At 65.0% G+C, this 26,176-nt stretch carries 31 protein-coding genes; 9 read left to right on the forward strand and 22 right to left on the reverse strand.

The window, feature by feature from the left end:
• Window positions 1-102 precede the first annotated feature (102 nt).
• On the reverse strand, window positions 103-585 hold the full coding sequence (locus I2H36_RS15590; RefSeq protein ID WP_196264818.1) for a GNAT family N-acetyltransferase: 483 nt from the start codon (window positions 583-585) through the stop codon (window positions 103-105).
• Between the two features lie 95 nt (window positions 586-680).
• On the opposite strand from I2H36_RS15590, the gene I2H36_RS15595 reads away from it, so the two are divergent.
• Window positions 681-1,496, forward strand: coding sequence for a hypothetical protein (locus I2H36_RS15595; RefSeq protein WP_196264819.1), 816 nt, complete (start codon window positions 681-683; stop codon window positions 1,494-1,496).
• On the opposite strand, the gene I2H36_RS15600 is transcribed toward I2H36_RS15595, so the two are convergent.
• Entirely contained in the window at window positions 1,474-2,598 is a 1,125-nt protein-coding gene (locus I2H36_RS15600; RefSeq protein ID WP_196264820.1) for a sulfite oxidase, read from the reverse strand. The genes I2H36_RS15595 and I2H36_RS15600 overlap by 23 nt on opposite strands.
• 147 nt (window positions 2,599-2,745) lie before the next feature.
• On the opposite strand from I2H36_RS15600, the gene I2H36_RS15605 reads away from it, so the two are divergent.
• Entirely contained in the window at window positions 2,746-3,075 is a 330-nt protein-coding gene (locus tag I2H36_RS15605; RefSeq protein ID WP_196264821.1) for a hypothetical protein, read from the forward strand.
• Between the two features lie 46 nt (window positions 3,076-3,121).
• On the opposite strand, the gene leuB is transcribed toward I2H36_RS15605, so the two are convergent.
• The 8 genes from leuB to I2H36_RS15645 all read right to left on the reverse strand — a co-directional run bounded on the left by leuB (window position 3,122) and on the right by I2H36_RS15645 (window position 9,843).
• A complete protein-coding gene (leuB, locus tag I2H36_RS15610; protein WP_196264822.1) occupies window positions 3,122-4,228 on the reverse strand; it encodes a 3-isopropylmalate dehydrogenase in 1,107 nt (368 codons plus the stop codon).
• Window positions 4,229-4,539: 311 nt separating this feature from the next.
• Window positions 4,540-5,949 (reverse strand): serine/threonine protein kinase, encoded by a 1,410-nt coding sequence (locus I2H36_RS15615; RefSeq protein ID WP_196264823.1) that lies wholly within the window; start codon window positions 5,947-5,949, stop codon window positions 4,540-4,542.
• Between the two features lie 3 nt (window positions 5,950-5,952).
• Complete coding sequence (locus I2H36_RS15620; protein ID WP_196264824.1) at window positions 5,953-6,693, reverse strand: metallophosphoesterase family protein; 741 nt, start codon at window positions 6,691-6,693, stop codon at window positions 5,953-5,955.
• Between the two features lie 56 nt (window positions 6,694-6,749).
• Window positions 6,750-7,940: a lytic murein transglycosylase gene (locus tag I2H36_RS15625; RefSeq protein ID WP_196264825.1), complete on the reverse strand. Its 1,191-nt coding sequence runs from the start codon at window positions 7,938-7,940 to the stop codon at window positions 6,750-6,752.
• 63 nt (window positions 7,941-8,003) lie between these two features.
• Window positions 8,004-8,387, reverse strand: coding sequence for a cupin domain-containing protein (locus I2H36_RS15630; protein ID WP_196264826.1), 384 nt, complete (start codon window positions 8,385-8,387; stop codon window positions 8,004-8,006).
• Window positions 8,388-8,418: 31 nt separating this feature from the next.
• Window positions 8,419-9,021, reverse strand: coding sequence for a 3-isopropylmalate dehydratase small subunit (gene leuD, locus I2H36_RS15635; RefSeq protein WP_196264827.1), 603 nt, complete (start codon window positions 9,019-9,021; stop codon window positions 8,419-8,421).
• Between the two features lie 140 nt (window positions 9,022-9,161).
• The gene (locus tag I2H36_RS15640; protein ID WP_196264828.1) at window positions 9,162-9,569 is read right to left on the reverse strand and encodes a metallopeptidase family protein; all 408 of its coding nucleotides are present in this window, start codon (window positions 9,567-9,569) and stop codon (window positions 9,162-9,164) included.
• 4 nt (window positions 9,570-9,573) lie between these two features.
• On the reverse strand, window positions 9,574-9,843 hold the full coding sequence (locus tag I2H36_RS15645) for a hypothetical protein (protein ID WP_196264829.1): 270 nt from the start codon (window positions 9,841-9,843) through the stop codon (window positions 9,574-9,576).
• A gap of 119 nt (window positions 9,844-9,962) precedes the next feature.
• On the opposite strand from I2H36_RS15645, the gene I2H36_RS15650 reads away from it, so the two are divergent.
• Window positions 9,963-10,256 carry a hypothetical protein gene (locus I2H36_RS15650; protein WP_196264830.1) on the forward strand — a complete coding sequence of 98 codons (294 nt, stop codon included), beginning with the start codon at window positions 9,963-9,965 and terminating at the stop codon, window positions 10,254-10,256.
• A 76-nt stretch (window positions 10,257-10,332) separates the two neighbouring features.
• On the opposite strand, the gene leuC is transcribed toward I2H36_RS15650, so the two are convergent.
• From leuC to I2H36_RS15665, 3 genes are all read right to left on the reverse strand, one after another.
• Entirely contained in the window at window positions 10,333-11,739 is a 1,407-nt protein-coding gene (gene leuC, locus I2H36_RS15655) for a 3-isopropylmalate dehydratase large subunit (RefSeq protein WP_196264831.1), read from the reverse strand.
• A 231-nt stretch (window positions 11,740-11,970) separates the two neighbouring features.
• Window positions 11,971-12,348 carry a 50S ribosomal protein L19 gene (gene rplS, locus I2H36_RS15660; RefSeq protein ID WP_196264832.1) on the reverse strand — a complete coding sequence of 126 codons (378 nt, stop codon included), beginning with the start codon at window positions 12,346-12,348 and terminating at the stop codon, window positions 11,971-11,973.
• 115 nt (window positions 12,349-12,463) lie between these two features.
• Complete coding sequence (locus I2H36_RS15665) at window positions 12,464-13,135, reverse strand: winged helix-turn-helix transcriptional regulator (RefSeq protein ID WP_196264833.1); 672 nt, start codon at window positions 13,133-13,135, stop codon at window positions 12,464-12,466.
• A gap of 104 nt (window positions 13,136-13,239) precedes the next feature.
• Here I2H36_RS15665 and I2H36_RS15670 point away from each other — a divergent pair, with 104 nt between their 5' ends.
• Window positions 13,240-14,193 carry a PLP-dependent cysteine synthase family protein gene (locus I2H36_RS15670; RefSeq protein ID WP_196264834.1) on the forward strand — a complete coding sequence of 318 codons (954 nt, stop codon included), beginning with the start codon at window positions 13,240-13,242 and terminating at the stop codon, window positions 14,191-14,193.
• A 4-nt stretch (window positions 14,194-14,197) separates the two neighbouring features.
• Here I2H36_RS15670 and I2H36_RS15675 read toward each other — a convergent pair whose 3' ends face one another.
• Window positions 14,198-14,674 carry an Lrp/AsnC family transcriptional regulator gene (locus tag I2H36_RS15675; RefSeq protein WP_196264835.1) on the reverse strand — a complete coding sequence of 159 codons (477 nt, stop codon included), beginning with the start codon at window positions 14,672-14,674 and terminating at the stop codon, window positions 14,198-14,200.
• A 97-nt stretch (window positions 14,675-14,771) separates the two neighbouring features.
• On the opposite strand from I2H36_RS15675, the gene I2H36_RS15680 reads away from it, so the two are divergent.
• The gene (locus I2H36_RS15680; protein WP_196264836.1) at window positions 14,772-15,680 is read left to right on the forward strand and encodes a DMT family transporter; all 909 of its coding nucleotides are present in this window, start codon (window positions 14,772-14,774) and stop codon (window positions 15,678-15,680) included.
• On the opposite strand, the gene trmD is transcribed toward I2H36_RS15680, so the two are convergent.
• The 5 genes from trmD to I2H36_RS15705 all read right to left on the reverse strand — a co-directional run bounded on the left by trmD (window position 15,661) and on the right by I2H36_RS15705 (window position 19,264).
• Entirely contained in the window at window positions 15,661-16,353 is a 693-nt protein-coding gene (gene trmD, locus I2H36_RS15685; protein ID WP_196264837.1) for a tRNA (guanosine(37)-N1)-methyltransferase TrmD, read from the reverse strand. The genes I2H36_RS15680 and trmD overlap by 20 nt on opposite strands.
• Window positions 16,350-17,057 carry a ribosome maturation factor RimM gene (gene rimM / locus I2H36_RS15690; RefSeq protein ID WP_196264838.1) on the reverse strand — a complete coding sequence of 236 codons (708 nt, stop codon included), beginning with the start codon at window positions 17,055-17,057 and terminating at the stop codon, window positions 16,350-16,352. Before rimM ends, trmD begins: the two co-directional genes overlap by 4 nt.
• 5 nt (window positions 17,058-17,062) lie before the next feature.
• Window positions 17,063-17,428: a 30S ribosomal protein S16 gene (gene rpsP / locus I2H36_RS15695; protein WP_196264839.1), complete on the reverse strand. Its 366-nt coding sequence runs from the start codon at window positions 17,426-17,428 to the stop codon at window positions 17,063-17,065.
• 67 nt (window positions 17,429-17,495) lie between these two features.
• On the reverse strand, window positions 17,496-19,046 hold the full coding sequence (ffh, locus tag I2H36_RS15700; RefSeq protein WP_196264840.1) for a signal recognition particle protein: 1,551 nt from the start codon (window positions 19,044-19,046) through the stop codon (window positions 17,496-17,498).
• A gap of 2 nt (window positions 19,047-19,048) precedes the next feature.
• The gene (locus I2H36_RS15705; RefSeq protein WP_196264841.1) at window positions 19,049-19,264 is read right to left on the reverse strand and encodes an eL24 family ribosomal protein; all 216 of its coding nucleotides are present in this window, start codon (window positions 19,262-19,264) and stop codon (window positions 19,049-19,051) included.
• Between the two features lie 506 nt (window positions 19,265-19,770).
• Between I2H36_RS15705 and I2H36_RS15710 the strand changes: the two genes are divergently transcribed.
• Window positions 19,771-20,835: an MBL fold metallo-hydrolase gene (locus I2H36_RS15710; protein WP_196264842.1), complete on the forward strand. Its 1,065-nt coding sequence runs from the start codon at window positions 19,771-19,773 to the stop codon at window positions 20,833-20,835.
• Here I2H36_RS15710 and I2H36_RS15715 read toward each other — a convergent pair.
• Together I2H36_RS15715 and I2H36_RS15720 are read right to left on the reverse strand one after the other, a co-directional pair.
• Entirely contained in the window at window positions 20,792-21,463 is a 672-nt protein-coding gene (locus I2H36_RS15715; protein ID WP_196264843.1) for an HAD family hydrolase, read from the reverse strand. The genes I2H36_RS15710 and I2H36_RS15715 overlap by 44 nt on opposite strands.
• A gap of 8 nt (window positions 21,464-21,471) precedes the next feature.
• Entirely contained in the window at window positions 21,472-22,206 is a 735-nt protein-coding gene (locus I2H36_RS15720; protein ID WP_196264844.1) for a GyrI-like domain-containing protein, read from the reverse strand.
• Window positions 22,207-22,421: 215 nt separating this feature from the next.
• Between I2H36_RS15720 and I2H36_RS15725 the strand changes: the two genes are divergently transcribed.
• From I2H36_RS15725 to mtaB, 3 genes are all read left to right on the forward strand, one after another.
• The gene (locus I2H36_RS15725) at window positions 22,422-23,162 is read left to right on the forward strand and encodes a sulfite exporter TauE/SafE family protein (RefSeq protein WP_196264845.1); all 741 of its coding nucleotides are present in this window, start codon (window positions 22,422-22,424) and stop codon (window positions 23,160-23,162) included.
• A gap of 67 nt (window positions 23,163-23,229) precedes the next feature.
• Window positions 23,230-24,111, forward strand: coding sequence for a diaminopimelate epimerase (gene dapF / locus I2H36_RS15730; RefSeq protein ID WP_196264846.1), 882 nt, complete (start codon window positions 23,230-23,232; stop codon window positions 24,109-24,111).
• The gene (mtaB, locus tag I2H36_RS15735; protein ID WP_196264847.1) at window positions 24,111-25,364 is read left to right on the forward strand and encodes a tRNA (N(6)-L-threonylcarbamoyladenosine(37)-C(2))-methylthiotransferase MtaB; all 1,254 of its coding nucleotides are present in this window, start codon (window positions 24,111-24,113) and stop codon (window positions 25,362-25,364) included. Before dapF ends, mtaB begins: the two co-directional genes overlap by 1 nt.
• Here mtaB and I2H36_RS15740 read toward each other — a convergent pair.
• Window positions 25,361-26,164 carry an RluA family pseudouridine synthase gene (locus tag I2H36_RS15740; protein WP_196264848.1) on the reverse strand — a complete coding sequence of 268 codons (804 nt, stop codon included), beginning with the start codon at window positions 26,162-26,164 and terminating at the stop codon, window positions 25,361-25,363. The two genes, mtaB and I2H36_RS15740, sit on opposite strands and share 4 nt — an antisense overlap.
• Window positions 26,165-26,176: the final 12 nt, after the last annotated feature.

The following is a 26,176-nucleotide window of genomic DNA, read 5'->3' on the forward strand; positions in this document are numbered from 1 at the left end:
CGCCATTGCCATCGTCCATCCAAAGCCTGGTTGCGGCTTTGATCGCGCCAGAAACACACCAAAGACACGCTTTCGTCAAGCGTTTCCTTGGGCTCCGTGCGTTCAATCGCCCGTCAGTACATCGGTCGAGAGATTGAAGCGGTAGAAGACCTTGTTCATTCGCTCGGCCCCGAGGCGCTCGTAGAACGCCTGCGCCCCGGTATTGGTGCCATCCGTAGTGAGGTCGATACGCGTGAGCCCCTGCGCCCGGGCATGATCCGCCAGCCAGCGCATCAGCACGCCCCCCACCGCTTGGCCCCGGGCCTCGCCTTCGACGAAGAGTTCCTTGATGAAGAGAAGCCCCGACAGCTTGAAGCCTGGCCGCAGCACGGCAAAGCAGGCCAGACCCACCGGGCGCCCGCTCCGACAGGCAAGGGCATAGCGGGTGCCCTCCTGTTCCCGCATCGAGCGCTCGACCATGGTTTGCGTGGGCTCGAGGGGCTGCGCCACCTCCGGGCCGCCATAGTGCAAGTCCAGGGCGCGAATCAGCGCCGCGATATCGGACGCATCTTCAAAGGTGGCAAGGCGGACGACAGTCTCGGACATCGGGGCTCAGCGCTTTAAGCTTTGGTTTACCTTGCTTAGCAAAACCTTTCGAACCCTGGCCAGTGTCACGGTAGAACACGGTGATGACGTGATCCGTGGATCTGAGTGGTGGCGCGATGCCGAGGGCGGGCTATGCCGAATGGGACGAGGATGATCTCGCCGACTGGGTCGACGAGCGCCCAGCCCGTCGCCTGAGGCGCAGGCCGTCGTCCTGGCTGCGGGTGGTCCTGATGTCCTTCTGCAGCATCGCGGGCCTTGCCTATCTCGCCCTGCAGCTTGAACCGGCACGCCGCCCGGCCGAGCGCGCCAAGGAAGTGCCCTCCTCAGTCCTGGTCGCGCCCGCACCGGCCTGGAAGCCGGTCCCTGCCTCCCCTGCCCCCTATGCTCTCGCCGGGGCTCCGGGTTCTATCACCGCGGAAGCGCGCCAGCACACGAACGGCGCGCGGGAGGACACTCTGATCCTCGGCCGCTTCGGCGATTTTCGCTATGCCCAGGTATCGCTCGTACAGGGACAGCCTGAGAGTGCGGGCAGCTTCTATATCGACATCGTGCGCCGGGCCGCCCGTGCGGGCCTGGCCGTGGCGCATCAGGGCCAGGGCCGGTTGGTGGCGACAAAGTTCGGCACCCTGGAAGCCGCTCCCCTGACCCTGGCAGCCAAGGGCGAGCAGACCTGTCAGGCCTTCCGCTTTTCCGATGCGGACGCCGATTTCAGCTTCCAGGGCTGGCTCTGCGGCTCCTCCTTGCCCGATGACGCGCAGCTTGTCTGCTTCATCGACGGGATGACCCTGGCCGGCGGTACCAGCCCGTCCCTGAAGGCGGTCTTTGCCAAAGCCGAACGCAGCCGGATGGAAGCCTGCGGACCTGTTGCCCGCACCGCTTCGGTTTCCGTCAAGCCTCCGGCCCGACCGTAACCGCCACCCGGTGCATGACGTTGCAGCCGTAGCCGTTCGGATTCCAGTTCGCGGCGCGGAAGGGCTGCGCCCGCCCTTTCGAGTCCGTGGCCCGGGCGAATATCTCGTAAAAGCCATCCTCAGGCAGGGCGAGAGACACCTGCCAGCGCGTCCAGTCATAGCGGTTGCGCGGCGGGGTCATTGTGGCCTCGGTCCAGGTCGCGCCGCCATCGACGGTCACCTCGACCCGCGCCACCTCGTCATCGCCGGCCCAGGCCGCGCCGCGAATGGCGATGATGCGCGTGCCTGCAGGGTAATGGCTGCCATCGGCCGGCGCCGTGACGATGCTGCGCACGGGCATCGATTCGATGATGCGGTTCTCCACATCTTTGCCGTCCGCCCCGGGCGCCAGGGGCCGGACCGGCAGGCGGTAGGACAGGCCTGTCATGCCCGGACCGTCATGCTCCCGGTCGCGGATCCAGATGCGCTTGAGCCATTTCTGGCTGAGCGAACCGGGCCAGCCCGGCACGACAAGGCGCAACGGACCGCCATGAATGAAGGGCAGCGTCTCGCCGTTCATGGCCCATACCAGAAGCGTGTGGCCCTCCATGGCCTTGGCGATGGGCACCCCGCGGGACATGGCCTGTTGCTCGTGGCTGCCGTGCTTGTCGGGATCGGCGCCGAAATGGCCGGTGAAGAGCGCGCTTTCCTTCAGGCCCGCCTCCCGCAGCACGTCGCCCAACGAAACGCCTGTCCATTCCGCGCAGCCGACGCCGCCATGGGTCCAGGGATTGCCCTCGGCCTTGGGCTCGAAGAACGAGCGGCCATTACCGCCGCATTCGAGCACCATGCGGAAGGTTTTTTGCGGGAAGCGGCTCTTGAGTTCCGCCAGCGAGAGATTCAGCGGGCGCTCCACCTCGCCGTCGACCGTGAGGGTCCAGCCGTCTGCATCCGTCACCAGCTCAGGAAGAAGGCCGTTGTTGCGTACGAAGAAGCGCGCAATCGGCGTCGTCTCGTCATTGAGAAGCTCCTCGGGCGTCTCGGCCACGAGGGGCACATCGCCCAGTAGGCTCAAGCCGCCCTTGCCTTCGAGGCCTTTTCGCCCTTCGCGCTTGTGCTGCATCGCACGCTGTCCTTCTCACCTTGCAGTGAACGCCATGAGTGAACGGAACCATTTTAACGATGGTCGGCTTGTTCTGACAGTATTCAAGCGTAACAACGCCGGCGCGCCGATGGCAGAGATTGGAGCGCCCCTTCTGGAGGTTTTACCATGCGCCTCTTTGCCTTTCTGGGTCTCGCTTCCCTGGCTGCGCTCGCAACCGTCCCCGTGACGGACGCACAGGCACAGGACCGTCCCCTCGTTCTTCGCGTGCAGCCCCGCAGCTTCCTCGATCCGGGCCCGGTGGCGCCGGTCGGCTCGATGAACCGCTACGTCACGGCGCCGATGATCTCCTCCGTAGCGAACCCCCCTTGGGGTAACCAGCGTGAGCGCTTCGAAGGCGCCCTGCCCGATCCGATCGGCGGACCGTTCATCGGCGCGCGCAACCCGTTCCCCATGTTCGGCGTTCCGGATGTCGAGGCGACAGGCTCGATCCGATAGATCGTTCCTGACACGAAAAGCCCGGGCATGACCCGGGCTTTTGCTGTTAGGACTGGGCTTCCAGCTCCTTGACGATGGCGTCGCCCACATCCTGGGTGCCCACCGCATTGGCCCCGGGGGCTGCGATGTCCTTGGTGCGGGTGCCGGAGGCCAGCACGTTGGCGATGGCCCGGTCCAGGCGATCAGCCTCGTCGAGAAGGCCGAAGGAATAGCGTAGCGCCATGCCGAAGGAGCCGATCATGGCGATGGGGTTGGCGAGGCCTTTGCCGGCGATGTCCGGCGCGGAACCGTGCACGGGCTCGTAGAGCGCCTTGCGCTGGCCTGTCTTGGGATCCTCCGCACCGAGCGAAGCGGAGGGCAGCATGCCGAGCGAGCCGGTGAGCATGGCCGCGATATCCGACAGGATATCGCCGAACAGGTTGTCGGTGACGATCACGTCGAACTGCTTCGGATAGCGCACGAGCTGCATGGCGCAGTTGTCGGCAAGCACGTGCTCGAGCGCGACATCGGAGAACTCCGCCTTGTGGATACGCGTGACCACTTGGCGCCAGAACACACCGGTCTTCATCACGTTGAATTTTTCCGCCGAAGAGACCTTGTTACGGCGTTTCCTGGCGAGATCGAAGGCGACGCGCGCGATGCGCTCGACCTCATAGGTGTGGTAGATCTGGGTGTCGACCGCGCGCTGGGAACCGTCTTCAAGCGTCACGATCTCCTTCGGCTCGCCGAAATAGACGCCGCCGGTGAGTTCGCGCACGATCATGATGTCGAGGCCTTCCACCACCTCGCGCTTGAGCGAGGAAGCGTCGGCCAGGGCCGGATAGCAGATCGCCGGGCGCAGGTTCGCGAAGAGGCCGAGATCCTTGCGCAGGCGAAGCAGACCCGCCTCGGGGCGCACCGCGTAAGGCACGCTGTCCCACTTCGCGCCGCCGACCGCGCCGAAGAGCACCGCGTCGGCTGCTTGCGCCAGCTTCATGGCGTCTTCGGAAATCGACGCTCCGTGGGCGTCATAGGCCGAGCCGCCGACGAGATCCGTCTCAGTCTCGAAGCCGACGCCGCGCTTGCGGAACCAGCCCACAATCTTCTCGACCTCGCGCATGACCTCGGGGCCGATGCCATCGCCGGGGAGAAGGAGAAGCTTGTGCGTTGCCATGATCGGTGTCCTTGCTCGATTGTGCTTCGTCATCCCCGGGCTTGTCTCGGGGATCCATGTTCTCGTCTCTGCCTTGCACGATCTCATCCTGAGGAGCAGCCGCTAGGCTGCGTCTCGAAGGAGATTCCAGTGCTCTCCGGACCCTCCTTCGAGACGGCGCTTCGCGCCTCCTCAGGATGAGGGCTCAGGAAAATCACCGGCTAACGCTGAGACGTGGATGGCCGGAACACGTCCGGCCATGACGGGAGGGTTTAGGCGCGCGACCCTTGCCTTGGCAAGCATTCATCGCGTTGGCCGTTAGGCGAAGACCGTCAGCCGCTCGCCTCCCTGCGGTCTCTGGGCGTCCGCACAACCGTCACCGAGCAGGGCGCCTCTGCAACCACCTGGGACGAGACGCTCCCCAGGTAGCGCCTGAGCGCCGAGGAGGCCCTGGCACCGATCACGATATGGTCGACATTGTTGCGGCGGGCGTAATCGACGAGCGCCGCCGCCGGATCGGGCGCCTCCAGCACGCTGTAGGAAATCCGCTCCTTCGGGATCTCCAAGGACGAGGCCCAGTGCTTGAGCTGCACGAGGCGCTGGACATGGAGGCTGTTGCCCTCTGCATCCTCCAGGATGTCGACGGCAATGCGCGAGGTTTTCAGGATGTTGACGCAGGCGATGCGCGCTTCGGTTTCGAGCGACAGGACGCGCTGCACCATCAGGCGCAGGGACTCGGCCAGATCCTCAGCTCCGGGCGAGAGATCGACGGCGGCGAGCACGATGGGCGCCCGGAAGAGCTGGCCGGCGATGTTTGGCGTCTCGAGCGGCTGCGCATTCCGCGCTTTCAGCCAGCGCCGGAATGTTTTCATTCCGCTGTCGCGAGCTAACCGCTCAGCACGCTCGGTGAGCTTCACCTGGTCAGGATTGTCCAGGTCGAGGGCGAGCTGGGCGGCCGTCGCGTAGCGATCTTTTGGGTCGACCTCAAGGCAGCGCAGGATGGTCTCCTGCAGCCATGACGGACAGTCGGGCTGCAGGGCCCGCGGAGGTACTGGATCGCGCCACAGACGGCGTCTGATCTGGCCGCCGCGCGGGTTGCCGAAGGGGCGCTCGCCGGTGACGAAGAAGTACAGCATGACGCCAAGCGCGAAGAGGTCGCTGCGGGGGTCGGCCCGGTCCTGCAGCACCTGCTCGGGCGCCATGTAGGGCGTAGTCCCGAAAGGCTCACGGAACTCCTCGGCGAGGAGATCGGGCAATTGCTCGTGCCGCGCGAAGCCGTAATCGATGAGCACGGCCTCGCCCGTCTCGCGGATCATCACGTTGCTCGGCTTGATGTCGAGATGGATGACCTTCTGCAGATGCAGGTCATGCAGCGCATGGGCTACCTTCGCGCCGATGGCGACGACTTCCGGCCAGGGAAGCGGCACCTCGTCCAAGCGCGCTTTCAGGGACTCGCCCGGAATCTTCTCCATGACGATGTAGGGCATCGGGTCAAGGGGACCGGCCGCCACGAAGCGAGGCACATGCGGGCCCAAGAGGCGCGGCATGATCATCTGCTCGGTCTCGAAGCAGACGATGGGCAGCGGATCGTCGCTGTCGAGGAGCAGCGGGATCTTCATGACCAACGGCGTCGGGTCATCCTCACGGGTCACGGTCCAGAGCAGCGCCATGCCGCCGGTGCTGATGTGCTCCTGCAGCGTGAATCCATCGATCAGCATGCCGGGTTCAAGGCGCCAGCGCATGCGTCAGCGGCCCTGTTCGAGACGAAGCGCGAGCTTCTCAGGCAAGCCCGCCTCCCGCACCTTCCGCGCGGCCGTGGCCGTGTCATAGGGCACGCGCAGGTAGCGCAGGGTCTGGCGGGCCGTGTCAAAGATGGCGTAGTTCGCTGCCGCCACCCCGTCGCGCGGCTGTCCGACGGCCCCGATGACGGCAAGCCAGGTGCGGGTCGGCAGCAGCGGGATGTCGTTGTCGGCCACCGGCGAGAAGGAGCCCACCTTCGCGGTGGTGCTCATGTGGTAGAGCATGGGCACATGCACATGGCCGCAGAAGGTGATGTGCGCCTCGACGCGGGAGAAATGCCGGATCGCTGCCATAGGCCCGTCCATGTAGTCCCAGCTCTTCGGGGCATAGCCATTGGCATGGACATAGAGGACATTCCCATCCTCATGGGTCAGGGGAAGATCGGCCAGGAACCGGCGCTGCTCGGGCCCGAGCTGGCCGCGGGTCCACTGGATCGCCTCGCGGGCCGTGCTGTTCATGTCCTCGTCGGAACCGTCGATGGCGGCATCATGGTTACCCAGCAGCGCGACGGCGCCCTGATCCACAAGGGTCCTGACTGTGTCGACCACCCAGGCAGGATCGGCTCCGTAGCCGACATAATCGCCGAGAAGGACGAAGCGATCGACCTTGAGCAGGCGCGCATGGGCGAGGCAGGCGGAGAGCGCCTCGCGATTGCCGTGGATGTCGGTAAGAATGGCGATGAGCATGGGAGCAGTTCAACTCCAAACGCATCGCCACCGCAACCAGCTAATCGGGCGAAGCCTCAGCCCCTCAAAGCTTCCAGCACCTTGCCGCCGGGCCGGCCGCGGGGCTCGAGCCCGATGCGGCGCTCCACGTCCTTGATCGCCTCGCGGGTCTTGGAGCCGATCTTGCCGTCCGGCTCGCCCACATCGTAGCCGCGGGCGGTGAGCAGCTGCTGCAGCTCGCGGCGCTGCGCGCGCGACAGCGGCGGATCGTCGGTCGGCCAGGCGGTCTGGATGCCGGGAAGGCCCTTCATGCGATCCCCCAAGAGCGCGATGGCGAGCCCATAGGATTCGGCGGCGTTGTAGGAATAGACCGCGTCGAAGTTCTTGGTAACGATGAAAGCCGGGCCGTTCACACCCGCCGGGATGATGATGCCTGCCGCGTAGCTGCCTTCGAGCGGGCGCCCGTCGACGCGGCGCACGCCCATGGCGGCCCAGGTGCTCAGCGGCTTCTTGTTCTTGCGTCCGGCCAAGCCCTGGTTGAAATTCGCCGGCAGGCGCACCTCGTAACCCCAGGGCAGGCCGTTCACCCAGCCGGCTTTCCGGAGGAAGTTCGCCGTGGAATGCACCGCATCCGGCACGGAGGCCATGATGTCGCGGCGCCCGTCGCCGTCACCGTCGACGGCGAGGCGCTGGAAGGTGGAGGGCATGAACTGGGTGTGGCCGAAGGCGCCGGCCCAGGAGCCGCGGAGATTGGCCGGGTTGATATCCCCGTCCTGCACGATCTTGAGCGTCGCCATCAGCTCGCCCTTGAAATACTCGTTGCGGCGCGGCGCATAGCAGACAAGGGTCGAGAGCGACTGCACGAGGGGCCGGCCGCCGATGTCCTTGCCGAAATTAGACTCCACGCCCCAGACGCCGGCAATCGCGTGGCGGTCGACGCCAAAGCGGGCTTCGGCCGAAGCCAGGGCCTGGCCCCATTGGCGCATGGCGGTGCGGCCGTCCTGCACCCGCTCGTCGTCCACGAGGGCCGAGAGATAGTCCCAGATCGCCGTCTTGAACTCGGGCTGATTGCTCATGAGCTCGAGAATGGTCAGATCGGGCGCGATGCCGCGGGTCGCAGAGTCGAAAGCCTGGCCGGAAATGCCCTTGGCGGCGGCCTGGGATCTCAGGCCGGCAAGGCAGGAGCCGAAATCGGCCTGGGCTGTGGCCGGCGTGGCGAGGCCGAGGCCTGCGAGGACGAGGAGGGTGGAGGCAAGGAATGTCTTCATGCCCGGCACATTGCAGGGAATTGGGTTAATCTTGTGGAAACGGGGCTGCGCCTCACGCTTTTGTCATGAACCGGCTTCGATCTCCGGATCGGGAAGATTGCACTGGATCCAGCGGTCGCTCACATGAACGTCGGTGGTCTCCAGCCGCCCCGGGCCGAGATTGACGAATTTGTGCGGAACATGGGCTGGGCCGAAAACGACCTGACCCTTTTCGCATTCGAAACGCTCCTCGCCCACGGTGAAGAGCGCCCTCCCCTCGCGGATGATGAAGATCTCGTCATAGGGGTGAACATGCCATTTCGGCCCGCCGCCGACCTCTTCCGTAGAATAGAACAGCACGGTCGCGCCGGTGCCGAGGGTGTACCCCTCTACATGGCCTTTCCAGAAAAGGTCGGGGTGGGTTGCCCAGTCGGCGCGATCAAGAACCCGCGGTTTGGCTATTGTCATCGCTCATCCTCGTGTCGCCGAGGATGATATCTTAAGCCCAGGCGCGCTCCGAGAGCTTCTTCTCGAAGCTGTCGATGGCGGAGGCTTTCTCCATGGTCAGGCCGATACCGTCGAGGCCGTTGAGCATGCAGTGCTTCTTGAACGGGTCGATATCGAAGGTGATCTTGCCGCCGTCGGGGCCGCGGATCTCCTGGTTTTCGAGATCGACTGTCAGCGTGGCGTTGGCGCCGCGGCTGGCGTCGTCGAAAAGCTTCTCCAGGTCTTCCGGCGAGACCTGGATCGGCAGGATGCCGTTCTGGAAGCAGTTGTTATAAAAGATGTCGGCGAAGCTCGTGGAGATCACGCAGCGGATGCCGAAATCGAGCAGCGCCCAGGGGGCGTGCTCGCGGGATGAGCCACAGCCGAAATTATCACCCGCCACCAGGATCTTTGCATTGCGGTAGGCCGGCTGGTTGAGGACGAAATCCGGGTTCTCCGAGCCGTCCTCGCGGTAGCGCATCTCCGAGAAAAGGCCGGTGCCGAGCCCCGTGCGCTTGATCGTCTTCAGGTACTGCTTGGGGATGATCATATCGGTATCGATATTGATGATCCGCAGCGGCGCCGCGACGCTTTCCAGCACGGTGAACTTGTCCATGGTCCTCATTCCTTCGGGCGGCGAAAAAGGCCGCTCTCGGGTGCCTCATATCAAAGGGTTCCAAAATCGGCTAGGGCCAGGATGGTCGCGGAACGCAAAGGATTGTCGTTTGGAGGGCTGCCGGCGCAATTTTATGAGGCTCAGGAGGCCGCCGCCTCGATCGCCTCCATGTCCTCGTCGGAGAGGCCGAAGTGATGGCCGATCTCGTGGACGAGCACATGGGTGACGATGTGGCCTAAGCTTTCCTCGTGCTCGGCCCAGTAATCGAGGATCGGGCGGCGGTAGAGCCAGACCATGTTGGGAAACTGGCCGGTCTGCATCATGGCGCCGCCCTGGGCGAGGCCGATGCCGCGGAAGAGGCCCAGAAGATCAAAGGGCGTCTCGCAGTCCATCTCGCGCATGGTCTCGTCATCGGGAAAATCCTCGACCCGGATCACCACGCCCTCGCATAGGGCGCGGAATTCGGCCGGCAGGCGGGCATAGGCATCCTGCGCCAGGGCTTCCATATCGTCGAGGGAGGGCGCCTGGAGGGCGGCGAGATCAGTCATGGGCTCAAAGGATGTCGAGTTGAACAAGGAGCCAGAAACCAAGGATCACGACGCCGATCAGGGACAGGGCGCGCCCGATGCGCCGGCCCCAGAGCTCGATCGGGTCCGTGCCGCCCTCCGGATCCATGGCGTCCTTGGCGCCGAAATGATCGCCCGCCCGGCGGCCCATGCGGGCGAGCGCCGAGGATCCGAGGGTCTCCGTGTCCCGCTGCACACGCTCCAGCGCTTCGCGGGCCTCAGTGGCCTCACGAGCTTCGTGCTTCCGGTCGTTCATTGGTCTCTCTCGGCTTAACATTGGCTTCACCATGGCGCCTGAACGGTCCCTTCGCAACGGAACGCCTTGAGCGCCCAGCCGTTAACAGCCCCGGATAACCAATTCTTGAAGAGGCAACAATGCGTACGATTATCGGTGTCCTGGCTGTGGCCGGGCTGACTTTCTTCGGCGCCGGCGCGGCGTCGGCCCAAGGCGTTGACGTGCGGATCGGCCCTGGCGGCGTTCGTCTGGAGCAGAATCGCCCAGAGTATCGGGAGCGCATCATCGAGCGTCGCGTGGTGCGTCCCGCCCGCACCCGCACCGTGTGCCGCACGGTGATGGAGGAGCGCGTCCGTCGGAATGGCGTCGTCGTCCGCCGCCCGGTCGAAAGCTGCCGTCAGGTGACGGCGGGCCGCCGGGTCTACGTGGACTAAGCGCGAAGAGCTTCATGCAGAAAAAGGCCGTGGCTCTCCCGAGTCACGGCCTTTTCGTTTCTTCTGACGCAGTGGATCAGCCGAAGGTGCGGATGTCCACGAAGCGACCCGCGATCGCCGCCGCCGCCGCCATGGCGGGCGAGACGAGATGGGTGCGGCCCTTGAAGCCCTGACGGCCCTCGAAGTTGCGGTTCGACGTGGAGGCGCAGCGCTCGCCCGGGGCCAGCCGGTCAGCGTTCATGGCCAGGCACATGGAGCAGCCGGGCTCGCGCCAGTCGAAGCCGGCCGCCTTGAAGATCCTGTCCAGGCCCTCGGCCTCCGCCTGCATCTTCACGATGCCGGAACCGGGCACGATCATGGCGCTGACGCTTTCCGCCACGCGCTTGCCCTCAACCACCTTGGCCACTTCCCGCAGGTCCTCGATGCGCCCGTTGGTGCAGGAGCCGATGAACACGCGGTCGAGGGCGATGTCGGTGATCTTCGTGCCGGGGGTCAAGCCCATGTATTCCAGCGCGCGCCATTTGGAGCGGCGCTTGTTCTCGTCCTGGATGTCGTCCGGGTTCGGCACCACGCCGGCGATCGAGACCACGTCCTCAGGGCTCGTGCCCCAGGTCACGATGGGCGGAAGATTCGCGGCATCGAGGCGAATTTCGCTGTCGAAGAACGCACCCTCGTCCGTGCGCAAGGAATCCCAGTAGCGCACCGCCGCGTCCCAGGCCTCGCCCTGCGGGGCCTTGGGCTTGCCTTTGAGATAGGCGTAGGTCTTCTCGTCGGGCGCCACCATGCCGGCGCGGGCACCGCCCTCGATCGACATGTTGCAGATCGTCATGCGGCCTTCCATCGAGAGCGCCCGGATGGCTTCGCCCGCATATTCGATCACGTGGCCGGTGCCGCCAGCGGTGCCGATCTCGCCGATGATGGCCAGGATGATGTCCTTGGCGGTGACGCCGGCGGGCAATTGCCCGTCCACGGTCACGCGCATGTTCTTGGCCTTCTTCTGGATCAGCGTCTGGGTGGCGAGCACATGCTCGACCTCGGATGTGCCGATGCCATGGGCCAGCGAGCCGAAGGCGCCGTGGGTCGAGGTGTGGCTGTCGCCGCACACGATGGTCATGCCCGGCAGCGTGAAGCCCTGCTCGGGGCCGACCACGTGGACGATGCCCTGGCGGGTATCGAGCTCGTTATAGTATTCAACGCCGAAATCCTTGGCGTTCTGGGCGAGGGCCGCCACCTGGGTGGCGGCTTCGGGATCCTCGATGCCGTGCGAGCGGTCCGAGGTCGGCACGTTGTGGTCGACGACGGCGAGCGTCTTCTGCGGCTGGCGCACCTTGCGGCCGGTCATGCGCAGGCCCTCGAAAGCCTGCGGGCTGGTCACCTCGTGGACAAGGTGGCGGTCGATGTAGAGAAGGCACGTCCCGTCATCCTGCTGATCGACGACGTGATCGTCCCAGATCTTGTCATAGAGGGTGCGGGCTTTGGCCATGGTTCTCTTCCAAGGGTCTCGATAAGGATGATTTCAGCATGTTTAGCGGTTTGCCGCCCTCGAGAGAAGATGCCTTGAGCGCAGGCCGCCTTGAAACGATCGCATAGCAGACAGGATTGAGCACGCAATAATATTTTTGTCGCGCCGCTCATTCCGCAAAGCTTGTTCCATTAGCAAAAAAGCGCGGTTTGCACCGCGCTTTACAAAACTCTGCCTGAGAAGGGGGCAGCCTTACTCGGCTGCAGCCTGGGGCTTCTTCTCGGCGCGCTCGGTGATACGGGCCGACTTACCGCGACGGTCGCGCAGGTAGTACAGCTTGGCGCGGCGGACGGCGCCACGGCGCACGACCTTGATCGAGTCGACGTTCGGCGAATAGATCGGGAACACGCGCTCGACGCCTTCGCCATAGGAAATCTTGCGAACCGTGAAGCTCTCCTGAAGGCCGCCGCCAGAACGGGCGATGCAGACGCCTTCATAGGCCTGGATACGCGAACGCTCGCCTTCCTTCACCTTCACGTTGACGATGACGGTGTCGCCGGGCTGGAAATCGGGAATGGTCTTGGCGAGCTTAGCGATCTGCTCCTGCTCGATCTGCTGAATGAGGTTCATGGTCATTACTCCTGCCGTTGCATGGCCTCAGGGCAAGCCCCGGACCCGCTGGATTTCGGCGTCCTGTTTTAAGTTGAGGCCGCGCCTATACAGGAGTTTGGGGGGGTTGTCGAGCCTACGGGCGTGCGGCAGACCCAACCTCAGCAAACAGGTACCGCTCGAACCAGTCCGGAAATGACCTTGCGAGCGCTCGCGGCCCTTCCAACGTGAGACCCATCCGTTGCGCGTCAGAAAAGCTCGCATCGCCGCGCCACCAGGCGACCAGTGCAGGCAGGCGGGCGCGAACTCGAAGCGGCTCCGGAAAACCGGGGTTCTGGGTGCAGAATGAGACCTCGGCCTCTTTCAGCAGCAGGAAGCGCGGCTGGCGCTGCCCCTCGATCTCGAAGCGGATGACGAAAGGCTCCTTCGGCAGCGCTGCCACGCGCACCCGCCGCTGCATGTCGACGAGCAGAGGCTCAAGGTCGAGATCCTCGTCCTCAGCCTGCCGCGGCAGCCAGCGCTGACCCCAGGTGCCGAGTGCGCTCACGATGCCCATCAGTTCCCGGCCGGCCTCGGTGAGCGCATATTCAGGGCCATGCCCACCCTCGATGCGCGACACGGCACCTGCCTGCACCAGCGCCTGCAGGCGCTCGGACAGCATGGTGCGGGAGATGCGCGGGATGCCACGCCGGATGTCGTTGAAACGGCGGCTGCCGCAGAGAAGCTCGCGCGCCACGAGAAGGGTCCAGCGACCGCCGATCGCCTCATGGGCGCGGGCCACGGAACAGAATTGACCGTAATCTGCCATGAGCGATGCGCTACCATGGCGGTCAGAGGTCGGAAAGTCCAGATTCCGGACCTGACGGGCTGCCCAGGCCGGTCTAACCAGAATGCACATTTCGGATAGCACCCATGACCGCACAATTCCGCACCATTCTCGGTCGTATCGGCAACACCTCGCTGATCCCCCTGCGCCACATCGTGCCGGCCAATGGCGCCCGCATTCTGCTGAAGCTGGAGAACGAGAATCCCACCGGCAGCATGAAGGACCGGATGGCGCTTGCCATGATCGAGGCGGCAGAGGCCGATGGACGCCTTAAACCCGGCGGCTCCGTGGTCGAATATACCGGCGGCAGCACGGGGGTGTCCCTGTCGCTTGTTTGCGCCGTGAAGGGATACCCGCTCGACGTCGTGACCTCGGACGCCTTTTCACGCGAAAAGCTCGACCACATGCGGCTGCTTGGCGCGAAGCTTCACATCGTGGAGAGCGACAGCGGGCGCATGACCGAAAAGCTTACTAAGGACATGATCGAGCAGGCGCGCATCATCGCGGACGCGAAGGGCTCCTTCTGGACCGACCAGATGAAGAACCGGGACCAGCTCGCCGCCTACCATCGGATGGCCGACGAGATCTGGGAGCAGACGGGCGGCCGAATCAACGGCTTCGTCCAGAGCGTGGGCACGGCGGCTTCGTTGCGTGGCATTGCCGAGGGGTTGCGCCACCATCGCGACGATATCCGGATCGTCGCCGTCGAGCCTGCCGAGTCCGCGGTGCTGTCAGGCGGCTCGTCTGGCGCGCACAAGATTGACGGAGTGGGTGCGGGCTATGTGGTGCCGCTTTGGCAACGGAGCGTCGCCGACGGCATCGAGCGGGTCTCGACCGAGGATGCCATGGCCATGGCGTTCCGGCTTGCCCGCGAGGAAGGCCTGTTCGCCGGCAGCTCCACCGGCGCCAACGTGGTTGCGGCCTTGAGGCTCTCCGAACGGCTCGGGCCGGATGCCACCATCGTCACGGTCATGTGCGATACGGGCATGAAATACCTGAAGACCTTCGGGGCGAGGCTCGCAGCAGGTGCATCCACCTGATCGTTCAGCGAATGGGAGGCAATCGGCGCTTGATCGGAGATGCCTTGACGATGGAGGTGCTGGTCTGCGCCCGTTGCGCAATCCGCTCCAGGATCGGATCGAGCTCGTCGATGGAGCGCAGGAGATAGCGCGCCACGAAGCAATCGTCCCCCGTCACCTTATCGCATTCGATGACCTCGGGGCTCTCGATGAGGAGTCTCTCCACGTGGTGCAGTTGCCCCGGCAGGGGCCGGATGCGCACGATGGCCGTGAGGGTGTAGCCCAGGGCCTTCGGGTCGAGTTCGACCGTATAGGCGCTGACCACGCCGTCCTCCTCCAGCCGCCGCAGCCGCTCCGCAACGCTCGGGGGCGAGAGGCCCACGCTCCGGGCGAGTTCCGCATGGGACAGCCTGGCATTGTCGCTGAGGAGCGCGATCAATGCCTGATCGATCTCGTCCAGACCTGAATTTTTGGTTTTAAGGTTTTTTGCGAAAACCGCCATTGCTTCGAAGCCTGAACGTTCAAACTGCTTTCGATCCTGAAAGTACGCCGACTTTGGCGAAAGATAAAGTTCTGCCCTCATCGCAGGAGGTGCAGCCATGAGATCGCAAATCGGATTGTCGGGACGCTTGGAGATGATCGCCGCGATGGCGCTCTCGGGCACCATCGGGTACTTCGTCGTGGAATCCGGCCAGAGCGTGTGGAACGTGGTGTTCTTCCGCTGCCTGTTCGGGGCCCTGAGCTTGTTCGCCTATTGCTGGGCCAAAGGCATGCTCGTGCCTTGGCCTTTCTCGACCCAGACGCTGATGCTCGCACTTTTAAGCGGCGCGGCCATCGTGCTCAACTGGGTGCTGCTGTTCTCGTCCTACGGGCATGCGTCGATTTCGATCGCGACGGCCGTCTACAACACCCAGCCCTTCTTCCTGATCCTGCTCGGGATGATCCTGTTCGGCGAGCGGCCGACGGGAGACGCGCTCGGCTTCATCGCGCTTGCCTTCGTGGGCCTTCTGATGGTCACCCAGGTCGAGGCCGGCGGTCTCTCCTGGAGCAGCGGCTACATGACCGGGCTTCTGCAGGCTTTGGGCGCGGCCTTCCTCTATGCGGTGGCGTCCGTCATCGTGAAACAGCTCAAAGGCATCCCGCCGCATGTGATCGCGCTCGTGCAAGCCATGCTCGGCACCCTGATGCTTCTGCCGCTGGCCGACTTCTCCAGCCTGCCGATGGAATTCCTGCAATGGGGATACCTCGCGGTGCTCGGTGTGGTGCACACCGGCATCATGTACATTCTGCTCTACGCGGCGCTCCAGAAGCTGCCGACACCGGTGATCGCCGTGCTCTCTTTCATTTATCCGGCCGTTGCGATTCTCGTCGACTACCTGGCCTATGGCCGCGACCTGTCGCTCGGCCAGTGGAGCGGCATTTTACTCATCCTGCTCGGCAGCGCCGGGGTGAACCTGAAGTGGCGCCTCGGATTCACGCGTCCGGTGATCAGTTCCGCTCGGACGTGAGTAGATCGGGGCGCCGCTCGCGGGTGATGCGCTCCGATTCCTCTCGCCGCCAGCGCTCAATCATGGCGTGATTGCCGGAGAGCAGCACGTCGGGGATGGGCCGACCCTCCCATTCGCGGGGCCTTGTGTAGTGTGGATACTCGAGGCGGTTCGACTCGAAGCTTTCCTCGGTCCCCGACGCCTCCTTGCCCATAACGCCGGGCAGAAGCCGCACGCATGAATCGAGCACGATCATGGCGGCCATCTCGCCGCCGGAGAGCACGTAGTCGCCGATCGACACCTCTTGCAGCCCACGGGCCTCGATCACCCGCTCGTCCACGCCCTCGAACCGGCCGCACACGATGACGACGCCCGGACCGGCAGCAAGCTCGCGTACGTAACTTTGCGTGAGCGGTTTTCCGCGCGGGCTCATGAGCAGCTTGGGACGCGGATCATGTGCGGGAACATTGGCATCGATGGCAGAGGCCAGCACGTCGCAGCGGATCACCATGCCGGGACCGCCGCCCGCCGGCGTATCGTCGACCGTGCGGTGACGGCCGAGGCCATGGTCGCGGATGTTCTTCGCCTCGAGCGACCACACGCCGCGTGCCAGCGCATCGCCGGAGAGCGACATCCCGAGCGGTCCGGGGAACATATCCGGATAGAGCGTGAGGATGGTGGCGGAAAAGCTCACGCCTCGTCCTCAGGTTGAGGTTTGGCCGGCTCGAACAGATCATCGGGCGGCACTGCCACGATGCGCTTTGCCGCGATGTCAACAACAGGCACGAAGGCCTTGGTGAACGGCAGAAATGCTGTGGGGCCTTTTGGCGCCGGGGCGATTTCGAGAAGGTCGCCACCGCCGTAATTGGGCACGGCCACAACACTGCCGATCACGTCACCGGCCTCGTTTTGAACCGGAAGTCCGATCAGGTCGGCGAGCAGAAACTCGTCCTCCTCGTCGGGCGGGGGAAGCTTGTCGCGCTCCACATGGAGCTGCACGCGGTTGAGGGCTTCAGCGGCCTCGCGCGTCGTCACGCTGTCGACAATGGCGATGAGCATATCGGGGGCGCCGCCGGGGGCGGTGCGCACGCTTTTCAGGGAATAGGTTTTGCCGTTGCTGGCGATGAGTGGACGGTAATCGGCAATCGCCTGCGGATCGCCCGTATGGGATTTCAGCCGCACCTCGCCCTTGAGGCCATGCGCGCGACCGAATTCGGCCACGAGGACGAGGTCGTTTCTGACAAGCTCGAGTCTACCCTCCTCCCCCTTGTGGGGAGGAGATGGAGGTGGGGGTGTAAGCGCACCCTTCGATAAGTTTGCGCTGGCACCCCCACCCCTGCCCCTCCCCACAAGGGGGAGGGGTGAGGCAGGGCGCTGATTAGATCGCCCCTTCTTCATGAGCCTTACGCAGCCTCGCCTTCACCGGCAGGAGCGGCAGCCGCGGCAGCCTTGGCGTCGGCGCGCTCCTGGGACTTCTTGCCAGGCACCGCCTTCTCAGGGTTGTTGCGGGCCGGACGCTTCAGGAGGCCGGCGGCATCGAGGAAGCGCAGGACGCGGTCGGTCGGCTGGGCGCCCTTGGCGAGCCAGGCCTGGATCTTCTCGGTCTCGAGAACGACGCGGCCGGCGTCATCCTTCGGCTTCATCGGGTCGTAGGTGCCGACCTTCTCGATGAAACGGCCATCGCGCGGAGAGCGCGAGTCGGCGACAACAATGCGGTAGTAGGGACGCTTCTTCGCACCACCACGGGTGAGACGGATCTTCAGGGACATGGATACTCCTTTTGGTGTCCTGTGATCAAACCTTGTGCCGCTCCGGATCAGCCCAGAACGACAAAACCTATTTCTTCTTCCCGAATGGGAAGCCGCCGATGCCGGGAAGACCCGGGATCTTAGCCCCACCCAGACCGGGCAGGCCCGGCACGCCCTTCGGCATAGACGGAAGACCGCCGCTGCCGGGGAAGTCGGGCAGCTTGCCGCCCATCTGCTTCTGCAGGGCCTCGATCTGCTCCGGCGTCGGCTGGGGCATGCCGCCCATGCCGCCGCCGAGGCCGAACATCTTGCCGAGCTGGCCGGCCATGCCTTTGCCCTTGCCGCCACCCATCATCTTCATCATGTCGGCCATCTGACGGTGCATCTTGAGCAGCTTGTTGATGTCCTCGACCTTCATGCCGGCACCGGCCGCGATGCGCTTCTTGCGCGAGGCCTTGAGGATGTCGGGGTTGCGGCGCTCGGCCGGGGTCATGGAATCGATGAGCGCGCGCTGGCGCTTGATGACCTTGTCGTCGAGATTGGCGTTCTCGAGCTGCGACTTCATTTTGGCGATGCCAGGCAGCATGCCGAGCATCCCGCCGATGCCGCCGATCTTTTCCATTTGGCTAAGCTGGTCGCGCAGGTCTTCGAGATCGAACTTGCCCTTGCGCATCTTGTCGGCCATGCGCTGGGCTTTTTCGGCATCGAAATTCTCGGCAGCCTTTTCCACCAGCGAGACGATGTCGCCCATGCCAAGGATGCGGTTGGCAACGCGCGACGGATGAAACTCCTCGAGCGCGTCGACCTTCTCGCCCGTACCGATGAGCTTGATCGGCTTGCCGGTGACGGCACGCATCGACAGAGCAGCACCGCCGCGGGCATCGCCGTCCATTCTCGTCAGCACGATGCCGGTAACGCCGAGACGCTGGTCGAAGGCGCGAGCGGTGTTGACCGCGTCCTGGCCAGTGAGCGCATCGGCGACGAGCAGCACCTCATGCGGGCCGGTGGCAGTGCGCACCTCGGCGGCCTCCACCATCAGGGCCTCGTCCACGGTGACGCGACCGGCGGTGTCGAGCATGACCACGTCGTAGCCGCCGAGGCGGGCCGCCTCCATGGCACGCCGGGCGATCTGCACCGCCGACTGGCCGGCGACGATCGGCAGCGTGTCGACGCCCACCTGCTTGCCCAGCACCGCAAGCTGTTCCATGGCGGCCGGGCGGCGGGTGTCGAGGGAGGCCATGAGCACCTTGCGGTTCTCGCGATCCTTCAGGCGCCGGGCAATCTTGGCCGTGGTGGTCGTCTTACCAGAGCCCTGCAGGCCGACCATGAGGATACCCACCGGCGGGACCGCGTTGAGGCTGATCACCTCCGCATCCGCGCCTAGCATCTCCACGAGCTGGTCGTGGACGATCTTGACCACCTGCTGGCCTGGCGAAACGGACTTGACCACTTCGGCACCGACCGCACGGGCGCGCACCTTGTCGGTGAACGAGCGCACGACTTCGAGGGCGACGTCCGCCTCGAGAAGGGCGCGGCGGACCTCACGCAGGGCCGCGTTGACATCTTCCTCGGTGAGAGCGCCGCGGCGCGTCAGCCCGTTGAGGATACTGGAAAGCTTATCGGAAAGGCCTTCGAACATGATCACTCAATTCCTCTTGCGATGAGAGGTACATCGCGATCCTCAAGGGCTTTTTCAAAGTGGCTTATGGCCGCCTCGAACTTGTCGCGGCAACCGGGATTGCAGAAGCCGACCACCTCGCCGCGATAGAGGGTGAGCGAATCCGCCGCGATCGGCTTCCCCGACCACGGGCAGGTCTTGTTGATCGCGTCCTCGATGCGCAAGATCTTGTCCGACATCCACTACCATCCCAACGCGAGACCCAAATGAAAGCGCGCCCGAGGGCGCATCGCGCTGTCGGACGTTGACCTCCAGCCTCTCGGGCTGGTCGGCGGCTCAAAATGGGCTCGCTCTACAGATTTGCGGCCAGCGCTTAAGGGAGAAGGGCGCAAGAGTCAAGGAAAAGGCTGGAGCTGGAAAGTATTGAGGCCTTCAACCGCAGTCATCCCGGACGAAGCGCATCGCAGATCCGGGATCGTTGGACGAGTATAGTGGTACTCGCCCTCCTCCCCCTTGTGGGGAGGAGTTGGAGGTGGGGGTGTTGGCGCTTGGCCCTGATAGGTTGTCGCTCACACCCCCACCCCGGTCGCTACGCGACCACCCCTCCCCACAAGGGGGAGGGAAAGAGAGCCAGATCCTGCACCCGATCCCGGATCGGCTGCGCCGTCCGGGATGACGCTGCGGGGCCTTGCCGATCCGCCTTGCCATCCCCACGCTTAAAGCTTCGCCGAGGATCCCTGCTCCGATGAACCGCCGCACCTTGCTCAAAGCGCTTGGCCTCCCCGTCGTCGCCGTCACCGGGGCGCTGGGTTGGATGACCGCCGCGCGCTCGAAGAATCGCTACTACGAGGGACCCGTCAGCGACCATTTCGACGGGGTGCGGTTCTTCACGCCAGGCCAGCCGCAGGACAAGGGACTGCTTGAGCTGGCACGCTGGCGGCTCGGTGGCGGACGCAAGGATTGGCCGGAGAGCTTCCCGAGCCCATTCAAGGACAAGCCCCCCGCCGAGGTGCGGGACCTGCGCTCGGCGCTCATCGGCCACGCGTCGTTTCTGATCCAGGCGGCCGGCCTCAACATCCTCATCGATCCGGTCTTCTCCGAGAAGGCGAGTCCCGTCTCCTTCGCCGGTCCGACGCGGGTCAATGCGCCTGGCATCGCCTTCGAGGACCTGCCGCCCATCCACGTGGTGCTGATCACCCACAATCATTACGACCATCTCGATACCGAGACGTTGGGCCGGCTCTGGCAGCGTTTTCAGCCGAAATTCGTGGCGCCGCTAGGCAACGACGCGGTGATCCGGGCCGAGCATCCGGAGATCCCGGTTGAGACGCGCGACTGGGGCGGCTCGGTCGATCTTGGCAACGGCGTCACGGCCCATCTGGAGCCCGCCTATCACTGGTCGGCGCGGGGCATCAACGACCGGCGCATGGCGCTCTGGTGCGCCTATGTGCTCACGACACCGGAAGGCGTGATCTACCACATCGGCGATACGGGCTTCGGCGACGGCAAGATCTTCCATGCCGTGCGCGAGCGTTTCGGCAAGCCCCGCCTCGCGCACCTGCCCATCGGCGCCTACGAGCCGCGCTGGTTCATGGAGCCGCAGCACATGAACCCGGACGATGCCGTGAAGGTGTTGCGCATCGTCGAGGCCGAGCAGGCGCTGGGCCACCATTGGGGCACGTTCCGGCTCACCGACGAGGGCGTCGAGGAACCGCTGCAGGAGCTGGCCGTCGCTTTGCAGACCGCCGAGATCCCGGAAGTCCGGTTCAGGGCGCTGCGGCCCGGCGAGGCATGGTCGCCGTCCGCATGAGGATCGGCTCCGCGAGGTCCTGCGGAGCATCCACGAGGCGGGCGACGCCTGCATCGAGCAGTTCCTGCCGGGAGCCGTAGCCCCAGGTCACGCCGATGCTTGCGAGCCCATTGGCCTTGGCCCCGATGGCATCGTGCTTCCGGTCGCCGATCATGACGGCATTCATCGGGTTGAAGCGCTCTTGCTCAAGAATGTGCCGGATCAGATCGCGCTTATCCGCGTTGCGGTTGTCGAGTTCCGAGCCGTAGATCTCAGAGAAGAACCGCGACAGGTCGAAATGGTCGAGGATCCAGCGCGCGAAGACCTGGAGCTTCGACGTCGCCACATAGAGGCGGATGCCCCGCTCCTGCAGGTTCTGAAGCAAGGCCGGGATGCCCGCATAGACCTCGTTCTCGTACAGGCCGATAGCGCTGTAGCGTTCGCGATAGAGGCGCACGGCCTCCTGCACCTCGTCCGACCCGCCCAGAAGCTCCGTGAAGCCCGCGATCAGCGGCGGGCCGATCATCCAGGTGAGGTCGTCCGCCTCGGGAATAGGACGTCCCAGTTTGCCCAGGGCATATTGGACCGAGCGGGTGATGCCGGTCTTCGGGTCCGTCAGGGTCCCGTCGAGGTCGAAGAGCGCGATCAACGCAGGCGTCACTCCTTCGGCTGAACGTAGATGTTCACCTCGAAGTTGGTGTCCTGCGAATCCGTGAAGTCGCTCACGTACTCCTCGATGAACGCGTCCTTGGCCACGATCTCCTTGATGTCGAGATAGGCCGTGATCGTCTCGTAGGTGCCGTCGATCTCGTCATAGGCATCCTTGTGCACGAAGCGGAAGGACTTGCCCTCCGGCGTGCGGCCGAACTTGATCTCAGGCGTCAGCTCGGTCCTGCCCTCCGGCACCTTCGCGATCGGCACCATGGCCTGGTACTTGAAGCCGTTGTCGTCGGTGTCGACGAAGATCGTGAGCGGCCGTCCCGCGGGCACGATCCCGGCCTTCTTCATCTCGCCATCGATCTTGGCGAAGGCGTTTTTCAGGTTGTCGTAGGCCTCGTCCCAGGTGCTGATGCCGGCGAGCACCACCGTGTCCTTGGACACCAGCACGCCCTCCTCCACGCCGGCCGGATCGCTCGGGTTCGGGAACAGGGTCGTGCGGCCGGCCTCCTGCACCGGGGCCGGGCTGGCAGGAGCCTGGGTCTGAGCCGGAGCATCCGACGGAGCGGGCGGGGCGGTCTGAGCCTGCGGCGCAGGCTGGGGTGCCGCAGGAGGAGGTGCTGCAGGCGTCTCAGACGCGGCCGGTGGCGGGCTTGCCGGCGGAGGCGTCTGCGCCAGCGCCACGCCGGAGCAGAGGGCCAGGACGAGGACAGGATGAAAGAAGCGCAGCCGCATGAGAAGAACGCCTTACCCGCGAATCAAGAAGGGATACCTTGCTGCACCATAAGGGGGTTTGAACAAGGTCGCGAGAGCATCGCCGGGCTGCTGTGGAGAGACGGATTGCAGCAGGGCTGCACAACAATTGGTTTGATTGGCAACTTGATGCTCTCCCGGAAGCTGGATCCGATGCCATATGCTCATGCTTGGTCTCCTCAGCCTTGGGCTTACCCATGACGGAAGAGTTTCTGATCTTCGCGGTGATCGGTTTCGGGGCTCAGCTCGTCGACGGAGCACTCGGCATGGCCTTCGGGGTGCTGTCCACCACGAGCCTGCTCGCCTTCGGGGTGCCGCCGGCCACCGCCAGCGCCGTCACCCATGTGACGGAGATCTTCACCACGGCCGCTTCCGGCGCTTCCCATGTGGTCCACCGCAACGTGAACTGGCGCCTTGTCGCCCGGCTGGCGCCGGCCGGCATGATCGGCGGCGCCATCGGGGCCTTCATCCTCGCCAACATCGACGCCAAGACCATTCAGCCCCTGGTCTCGGCCTATCTCCTGGCGATCGGCGTCTACATCCTCTTCAAGGCCTTCCGGCCCCTCTGGCCCAGGGAGGTGCGCGACTGGATGGTGCCCTGGATCGGGGCAGGCGGCGGCCTCCTCGACGCCATGGGCGGTGGCGGCTGGGGACCCATCGTCACCAGTTCCCTGATCGGCCGAGGCCATGCACCCCGGCAGGTGATCGGCTCGACCAACCTGACCGAGTTCCTGGTCACCACGGTCATCTCCGCCACCTTCATCGTGACGCTGGGCTGGTCCGAGCTGAGTTCGGCGGCGGGCCTCATCGTCGGGGGTGTGCTGGCGGCACCGCTCGGCGGGCTGGTGGTGAGCCGCGTGCCGACCCGCCCGCTGATGGTGGGCGTCGGCCTCATCATCATCGCCACCAGCATTCCGCGAATTCTTCCGGCCTTCTAGACGATATTGCCGCAGGGCTTTTCGACCCCTCTCGCGATTTCAAGCATTTTCGGCCATATACGACCGCATGAGTGCTCTTTCGAACAGCCGCTTCCTGAAGATGAACGGTCTCGGCAACGAGATCACCGTGCTGGATCTGCGCGGCTCCCTCCACCGCGTGAGCCCCGCAGAGGCGCGCGCCATCGCGGCCGACCCGCGCTCGCGCTTCGACCAACTGATGGTGCTGCACGATCCCGTGACGCCGGGCACCGATGCCTATATGCGCATCTACAACACGGACGGGTCGGAATCCGGGGCCTGCGGCAACGGCACCCGCTGCGTCGCCTGGGCGATGACGGTGGATCCTGTCATGAGCCGCCCCGTGGACCGCGATCTCGTGCTGGAGACCAAGGCCGGGCTCCTGCCCGTGGAGCGCGTCTCGGACCGGGTCTTCACGGTCGATATGGGCCCGCCGCGGCTGGCCTGGAACGACATTCCCCTGCGCGATCCCTATCCGGACACCCGTACCATCGCCCTCGATACCCGGCTGACCAATGCGCCGGAGCTGCAGGGGCCTTCGGCCGTCAGCATGGGCAACCCGCATGTGATCTTCTGGGTCGAGGACGCGCTTGCCTATGATCTCGGCGCCATCGGCCCGGTCTTCGAACACGATCCAGCCCTGCCGGAGCGCGCCAACATCTCTTTCGCCCAGGTCACCGGCCCCGAGCACATCGTGCTGCGCGTCTGGGAGCGCGGCGCCGGAGCCACGCGCGCCTGCGGTTCGGCGGCCTGCGCTACCCTCGTGGCCGCCGCGCGAAAAGGCCTGACCGGCCGCAGGGCCGTGGTGGCGCTCCCCGGCGGCGATCTCGTGATCGAATGGCGCGCTGACAACCACGTGCTCATGACCGGCCCGACCGAGCTGGAGCACGAGGGAATTCTCTCCCCTGCCCTATTCACGGGAGCAGCCTGATGGCGGTGGAGGTCGTCACCTTCGGCTGCCGCCTCAACATCTATGAGTCGGAGACCATGCAGCGCCACGCGGAAGACGCGGGCTTCAGCGAAGTCGTGATCGTCAACACCTGCGCGGTCACGGGCGAGGCGACGCGCCAGGCGCGCCAGTCGATCCGCAGGATCGCACGCGAGAAGCCTGGTGCCCGCATCGTCGTGACAGGCTGCGCCGCGCAGGTGGAGCCGGAAACGTTTGCCGCCATGCCGGAGGTGTCTCAAGTCGTCGGCAACCACGAGAAGATGAAGGCCGAAACCTGGGTCGGGATGCGCGATTTCGGTGTAGGTACCAGCGAAAAGGTTCTGGTCAATGACATCATGGCGGTGAAGGAAACCGCCATGCATCTCATCGACGGCCTGCGCGGCCACACCCGCGCCTTCGTGCAGGTGCAGAACGGCTGCGACCACCGCTGTACTTTCTGCATCATCCCCTACGGCCGCGGCAATTCCCGCTCCGTGCCCATGGGCGCAGTGGTGGAGCAGGTGCGTACATTGGTGGAGCACGGCTCCCGCGAAGTGGTGCTCACCGGCGTCGACATTACCAGCTACGGCAAGGATCTTCCGGGCGAGCCGAAGCTCGGCACCCTGGTGAAGGGCATCTTACGCCACGTGCCGGAGCTGGAGCGCCTGCGCATCTCCTCCATCGATTCGGTCGAGGCGGACGGCGATCTTCTCGACGTGATCGCCAATGAGCACCGCCTGATGCCGCATCTGCATCTCTCGCTCCAAGCTGGCGACGACATGATCCTCAAGCGCATGAAGCGGCGGCATCTGCGAGGCGATTCCATCGCCTTCTGCGAGCAGGTGAAACGGCTTCGGCCTGACATGATCTTCGGCGCCGACATCATCGCGGGCTTCCCGACGGAAACGGAGGAGATGTTCGCCCGCTCCCTCGACATCGTCGAGGAATGCAGCCTCACCCATCTCCACGTCTTCCCCTTCTCCCCCCGCCCTGGCACGCCGGCCGCGCGCATGCCCCAGGTGGCGCGCGATGTGGTCAAGGACCGGGCGCGCCGCCTGCGTGAGAAGGGTGAGGCGGCTTTGCTCAAGCATTTGAATGCAGAGGTCGGCGCGCGCCGCAACGTGCTGATCGAGATGAACCAGCTCGGCCGCACGGAAGCGTTCACGCCCGTGCGCTTCGACAAGCCGGTGACGCGGGGCGAGATCATGTCAGTCACCATTGCCGGACATGACGGCAAGGAGCTGCTGGCGGCTTAAGTCATGCCGCACGCCTCCACCCGCTCGCGCATATGCTCGGGCACCGGTGCTTCCACGAGGATCGGCGGCTTCTTCGGATAGAGCGGCACGGTCACGTTTCTCGCATGCAAGTGGAGCCCCGGACCGCCGAACCGTGGCGCCGTGCCGTAGATCGGATCGCCCAGGATCGGAAAGCCCGAGGCCTGGCAATGGACGCGCAGCTGATGGGTGCGGCCGGTGATGGGGCGCAGCTCCAATAACGTAAGCTCTCTTTCACCCTCCCCTTGAGGGGGAGGGTCAGCCGTCAGGCTGGGGTGGGGTGACAGCGCCGACGAATGTCGTGTTTCCACCCCCTCCCGCGTCTCCGGCTCGACCTCCCCCCTCGAAGGGGAGGTGTGGCTGCGCCCGAGCACCCGCCACTGCGTCAGGGATGGCTGACCCTTCGGGTCTACCTTCATCCACCAGCCGCGGTCGGGTGATTTCGGCGCGAGGGGAAGATCGATCTCGCCTTCGTCCGCGCCCGGCCCGCCCTCGACCACGGCCCAGTAGACCTTGTCGATCTCACCCTTCTTGAACATCTCGTTGAGCCGGGCGATGGCCTTGGGGTGCCGGCCGAGGATGAGACACCCCGATGTGTCCTTGTCGAGGCGGTGCGCGGCCTCCGGTCGGCGTGGCAGGCCGAATCGCAGGGCATTGAGATGATGAAACAGGGTCTCGCCGCCCTTGGGACCCGGATGCACCGGCAAACCGGCGGGTTTGTCGATCACGAGCATCAGGGCATCGCGATACAGCAATCGGCTTACTATCTCTTCCGCATCCATGATGCCTCGGCT

This window comes from Microvirga terrestris, assembly GCF_015694425.1.
GTDB lineage: Bacteria > Pseudomonadota > Alphaproteobacteria > Rhizobiales > Beijerinckiaceae > Microvirga > Microvirga terrestris.

Coding starts and splice junctions, on each gene's coding strand:
- I2H36_RS15710 (WP_196264842.1), top strand. CDS start 19,771: ATGAACCGCCGCACCTTGCTCAAAGCGCTTGGCCTCCCCGTCGTCGCC.
- I2H36_RS15625 (WP_196264825.1), bottom strand. CDS start 7,940: ATGAAGACATTCCTTGCCTCCACCCTCCTCGTCCTCGCAGGCCTCGGC.
- rimM (WP_196264838.1), bottom strand. CDS start 17,057: ATGAAGAAGGGGCGATCTAATCAGCGCCCTGCCTCACCCCTCCCCCTT.
- mtaB (WP_196264847.1), top strand. CDS start 24,111: ATGGCGGTGGAGGTCGTCACCTTCGGCTGCCGCCTCAACATCTATGAG.
- leuB (WP_196264822.1), bottom strand. CDS start 4,228: ATGGCAACGCACAAGCTTCTCCTTCTCCCCGGCGATGGCATCGGCCCC.
- I2H36_RS15620 (WP_196264824.1), bottom strand. CDS start 6,693: ATGCTCATCGCCATTCTTACCGACATCCACGGCAATCGCGAGGCGCTC.
- I2H36_RS15740 (WP_196264848.1), bottom strand. CDS start 26,164: ATGGATGCGGAAGAGATAGTAAGCCGATTGCTGTATCGCGATGCCCTG.
- I2H36_RS15615 (WP_196264823.1), bottom strand. CDS start 5,949: ATGCGCTGGCGCCTTGAACCCGGCATGCTGATCGATGGATTCACGCTG.
- I2H36_RS15720 (WP_196264844.1), bottom strand. CDS start 22,206: ATGCGGCTGCGCTTCTTTCATCCTGTCCTCGTCCTGGCCCTCTGCTCC.
- rplS (WP_196264832.1), bottom strand. CDS start 12,348: ATGAACCTCATTCAGCAGATCGAGCAGGAGCAGATCGCTAAGCTCGCC.
- ffh (WP_196264840.1), bottom strand. CDS start 19,046: ATGTTCGAAGGCCTTTCCGATAAGCTTTCCAGTATCCTCAACGGGCTG.
- leuD (WP_196264827.1), bottom strand. CDS start 9,021: ATGGACAAGTTCACCGTGCTGGAAAGCGTCGCGGCGCCGCTGCGGATC.
- I2H36_RS15670 (WP_196264834.1), top strand. CDS start 13,240: ATGACCGCACAATTCCGCACCATTCTCGGTCGTATCGGCAACACCTCG.
- I2H36_RS15590 (WP_196264818.1), bottom strand. CDS start 585: ATGTCCGAGACTGTCGTCCGCCTTGCCACCTTTGAAGATGCGTCCGAT.
- dapF (WP_196264846.1), top strand. CDS start 23,230: ATGAGTGCTCTTTCGAACAGCCGCTTCCTGAAGATGAACGGTCTCGGC.
- I2H36_RS15600 (WP_196264820.1), bottom strand. CDS start 2,598: ATGCAGCACAAGCGCGAAGGGCGAAAAGGCCTCGAAGGCAAGGGCGGC.
- I2H36_RS15630 (WP_196264826.1), bottom strand. CDS start 8,387: ATGACAATAGCCAAACCGCGGGTTCTTGATCGCGCCGACTGGGCAACC.
- I2H36_RS15605 (WP_196264821.1), top strand. CDS start 2,746: ATGCGCCTCTTTGCCTTTCTGGGTCTCGCTTCCCTGGCTGCGCTCGCA.
- leuC (WP_196264831.1), bottom strand. CDS start 11,739: ATGGCCAAAGCCCGCACCCTCTATGACAAGATCTGGGACGATCACGTC.
- I2H36_RS15650 (WP_196264830.1), top strand. CDS start 9,963: ATGCGTACGATTATCGGTGTCCTGGCTGTGGCCGGGCTGACTTTCTTC.
- I2H36_RS15665 (WP_196264833.1), bottom strand. CDS start 13,135: ATGGCAGATTACGGTCAATTCTGTTCCGTGGCCCGCGCCCATGAGGCG.
- rpsP (WP_196264839.1), bottom strand. CDS start 17,428: ATGTCCCTGAAGATCCGTCTCACCCGTGGTGGTGCGAAGAAGCGTCCC.
- I2H36_RS15675 (WP_196264835.1), bottom strand. CDS start 14,674: ATGGCGGTTTTCGCAAAAAACCTTAAAACCAAAAATTCAGGTCTGGAC.
- I2H36_RS15680 (WP_196264836.1), top strand. CDS start 14,772: ATGAGATCGCAAATCGGATTGTCGGGACGCTTGGAGATGATCGCCGCG.
- I2H36_RS15645 (WP_196264829.1), bottom strand. CDS start 9,843: ATGAACGACCGGAAGCACGAAGCTCGTGAGGCCACTGAGGCCCGCGAA.
- I2H36_RS15725 (WP_196264845.1), top strand. CDS start 22,422: ATGACGGAAGAGTTTCTGATCTTCGCGGTGATCGGTTTCGGGGCTCAG.
- I2H36_RS15640 (WP_196264828.1), bottom strand. CDS start 9,569: ATGACTGATCTCGCCGCCCTCCAGGCGCCCTCCCTCGACGATATGGAA.
- I2H36_RS15705 (WP_196264841.1), bottom strand. CDS start 19,264: ATGTCGGACAAGATCTTGCGCATCGAGGACGCGATCAACAAGACCTGC.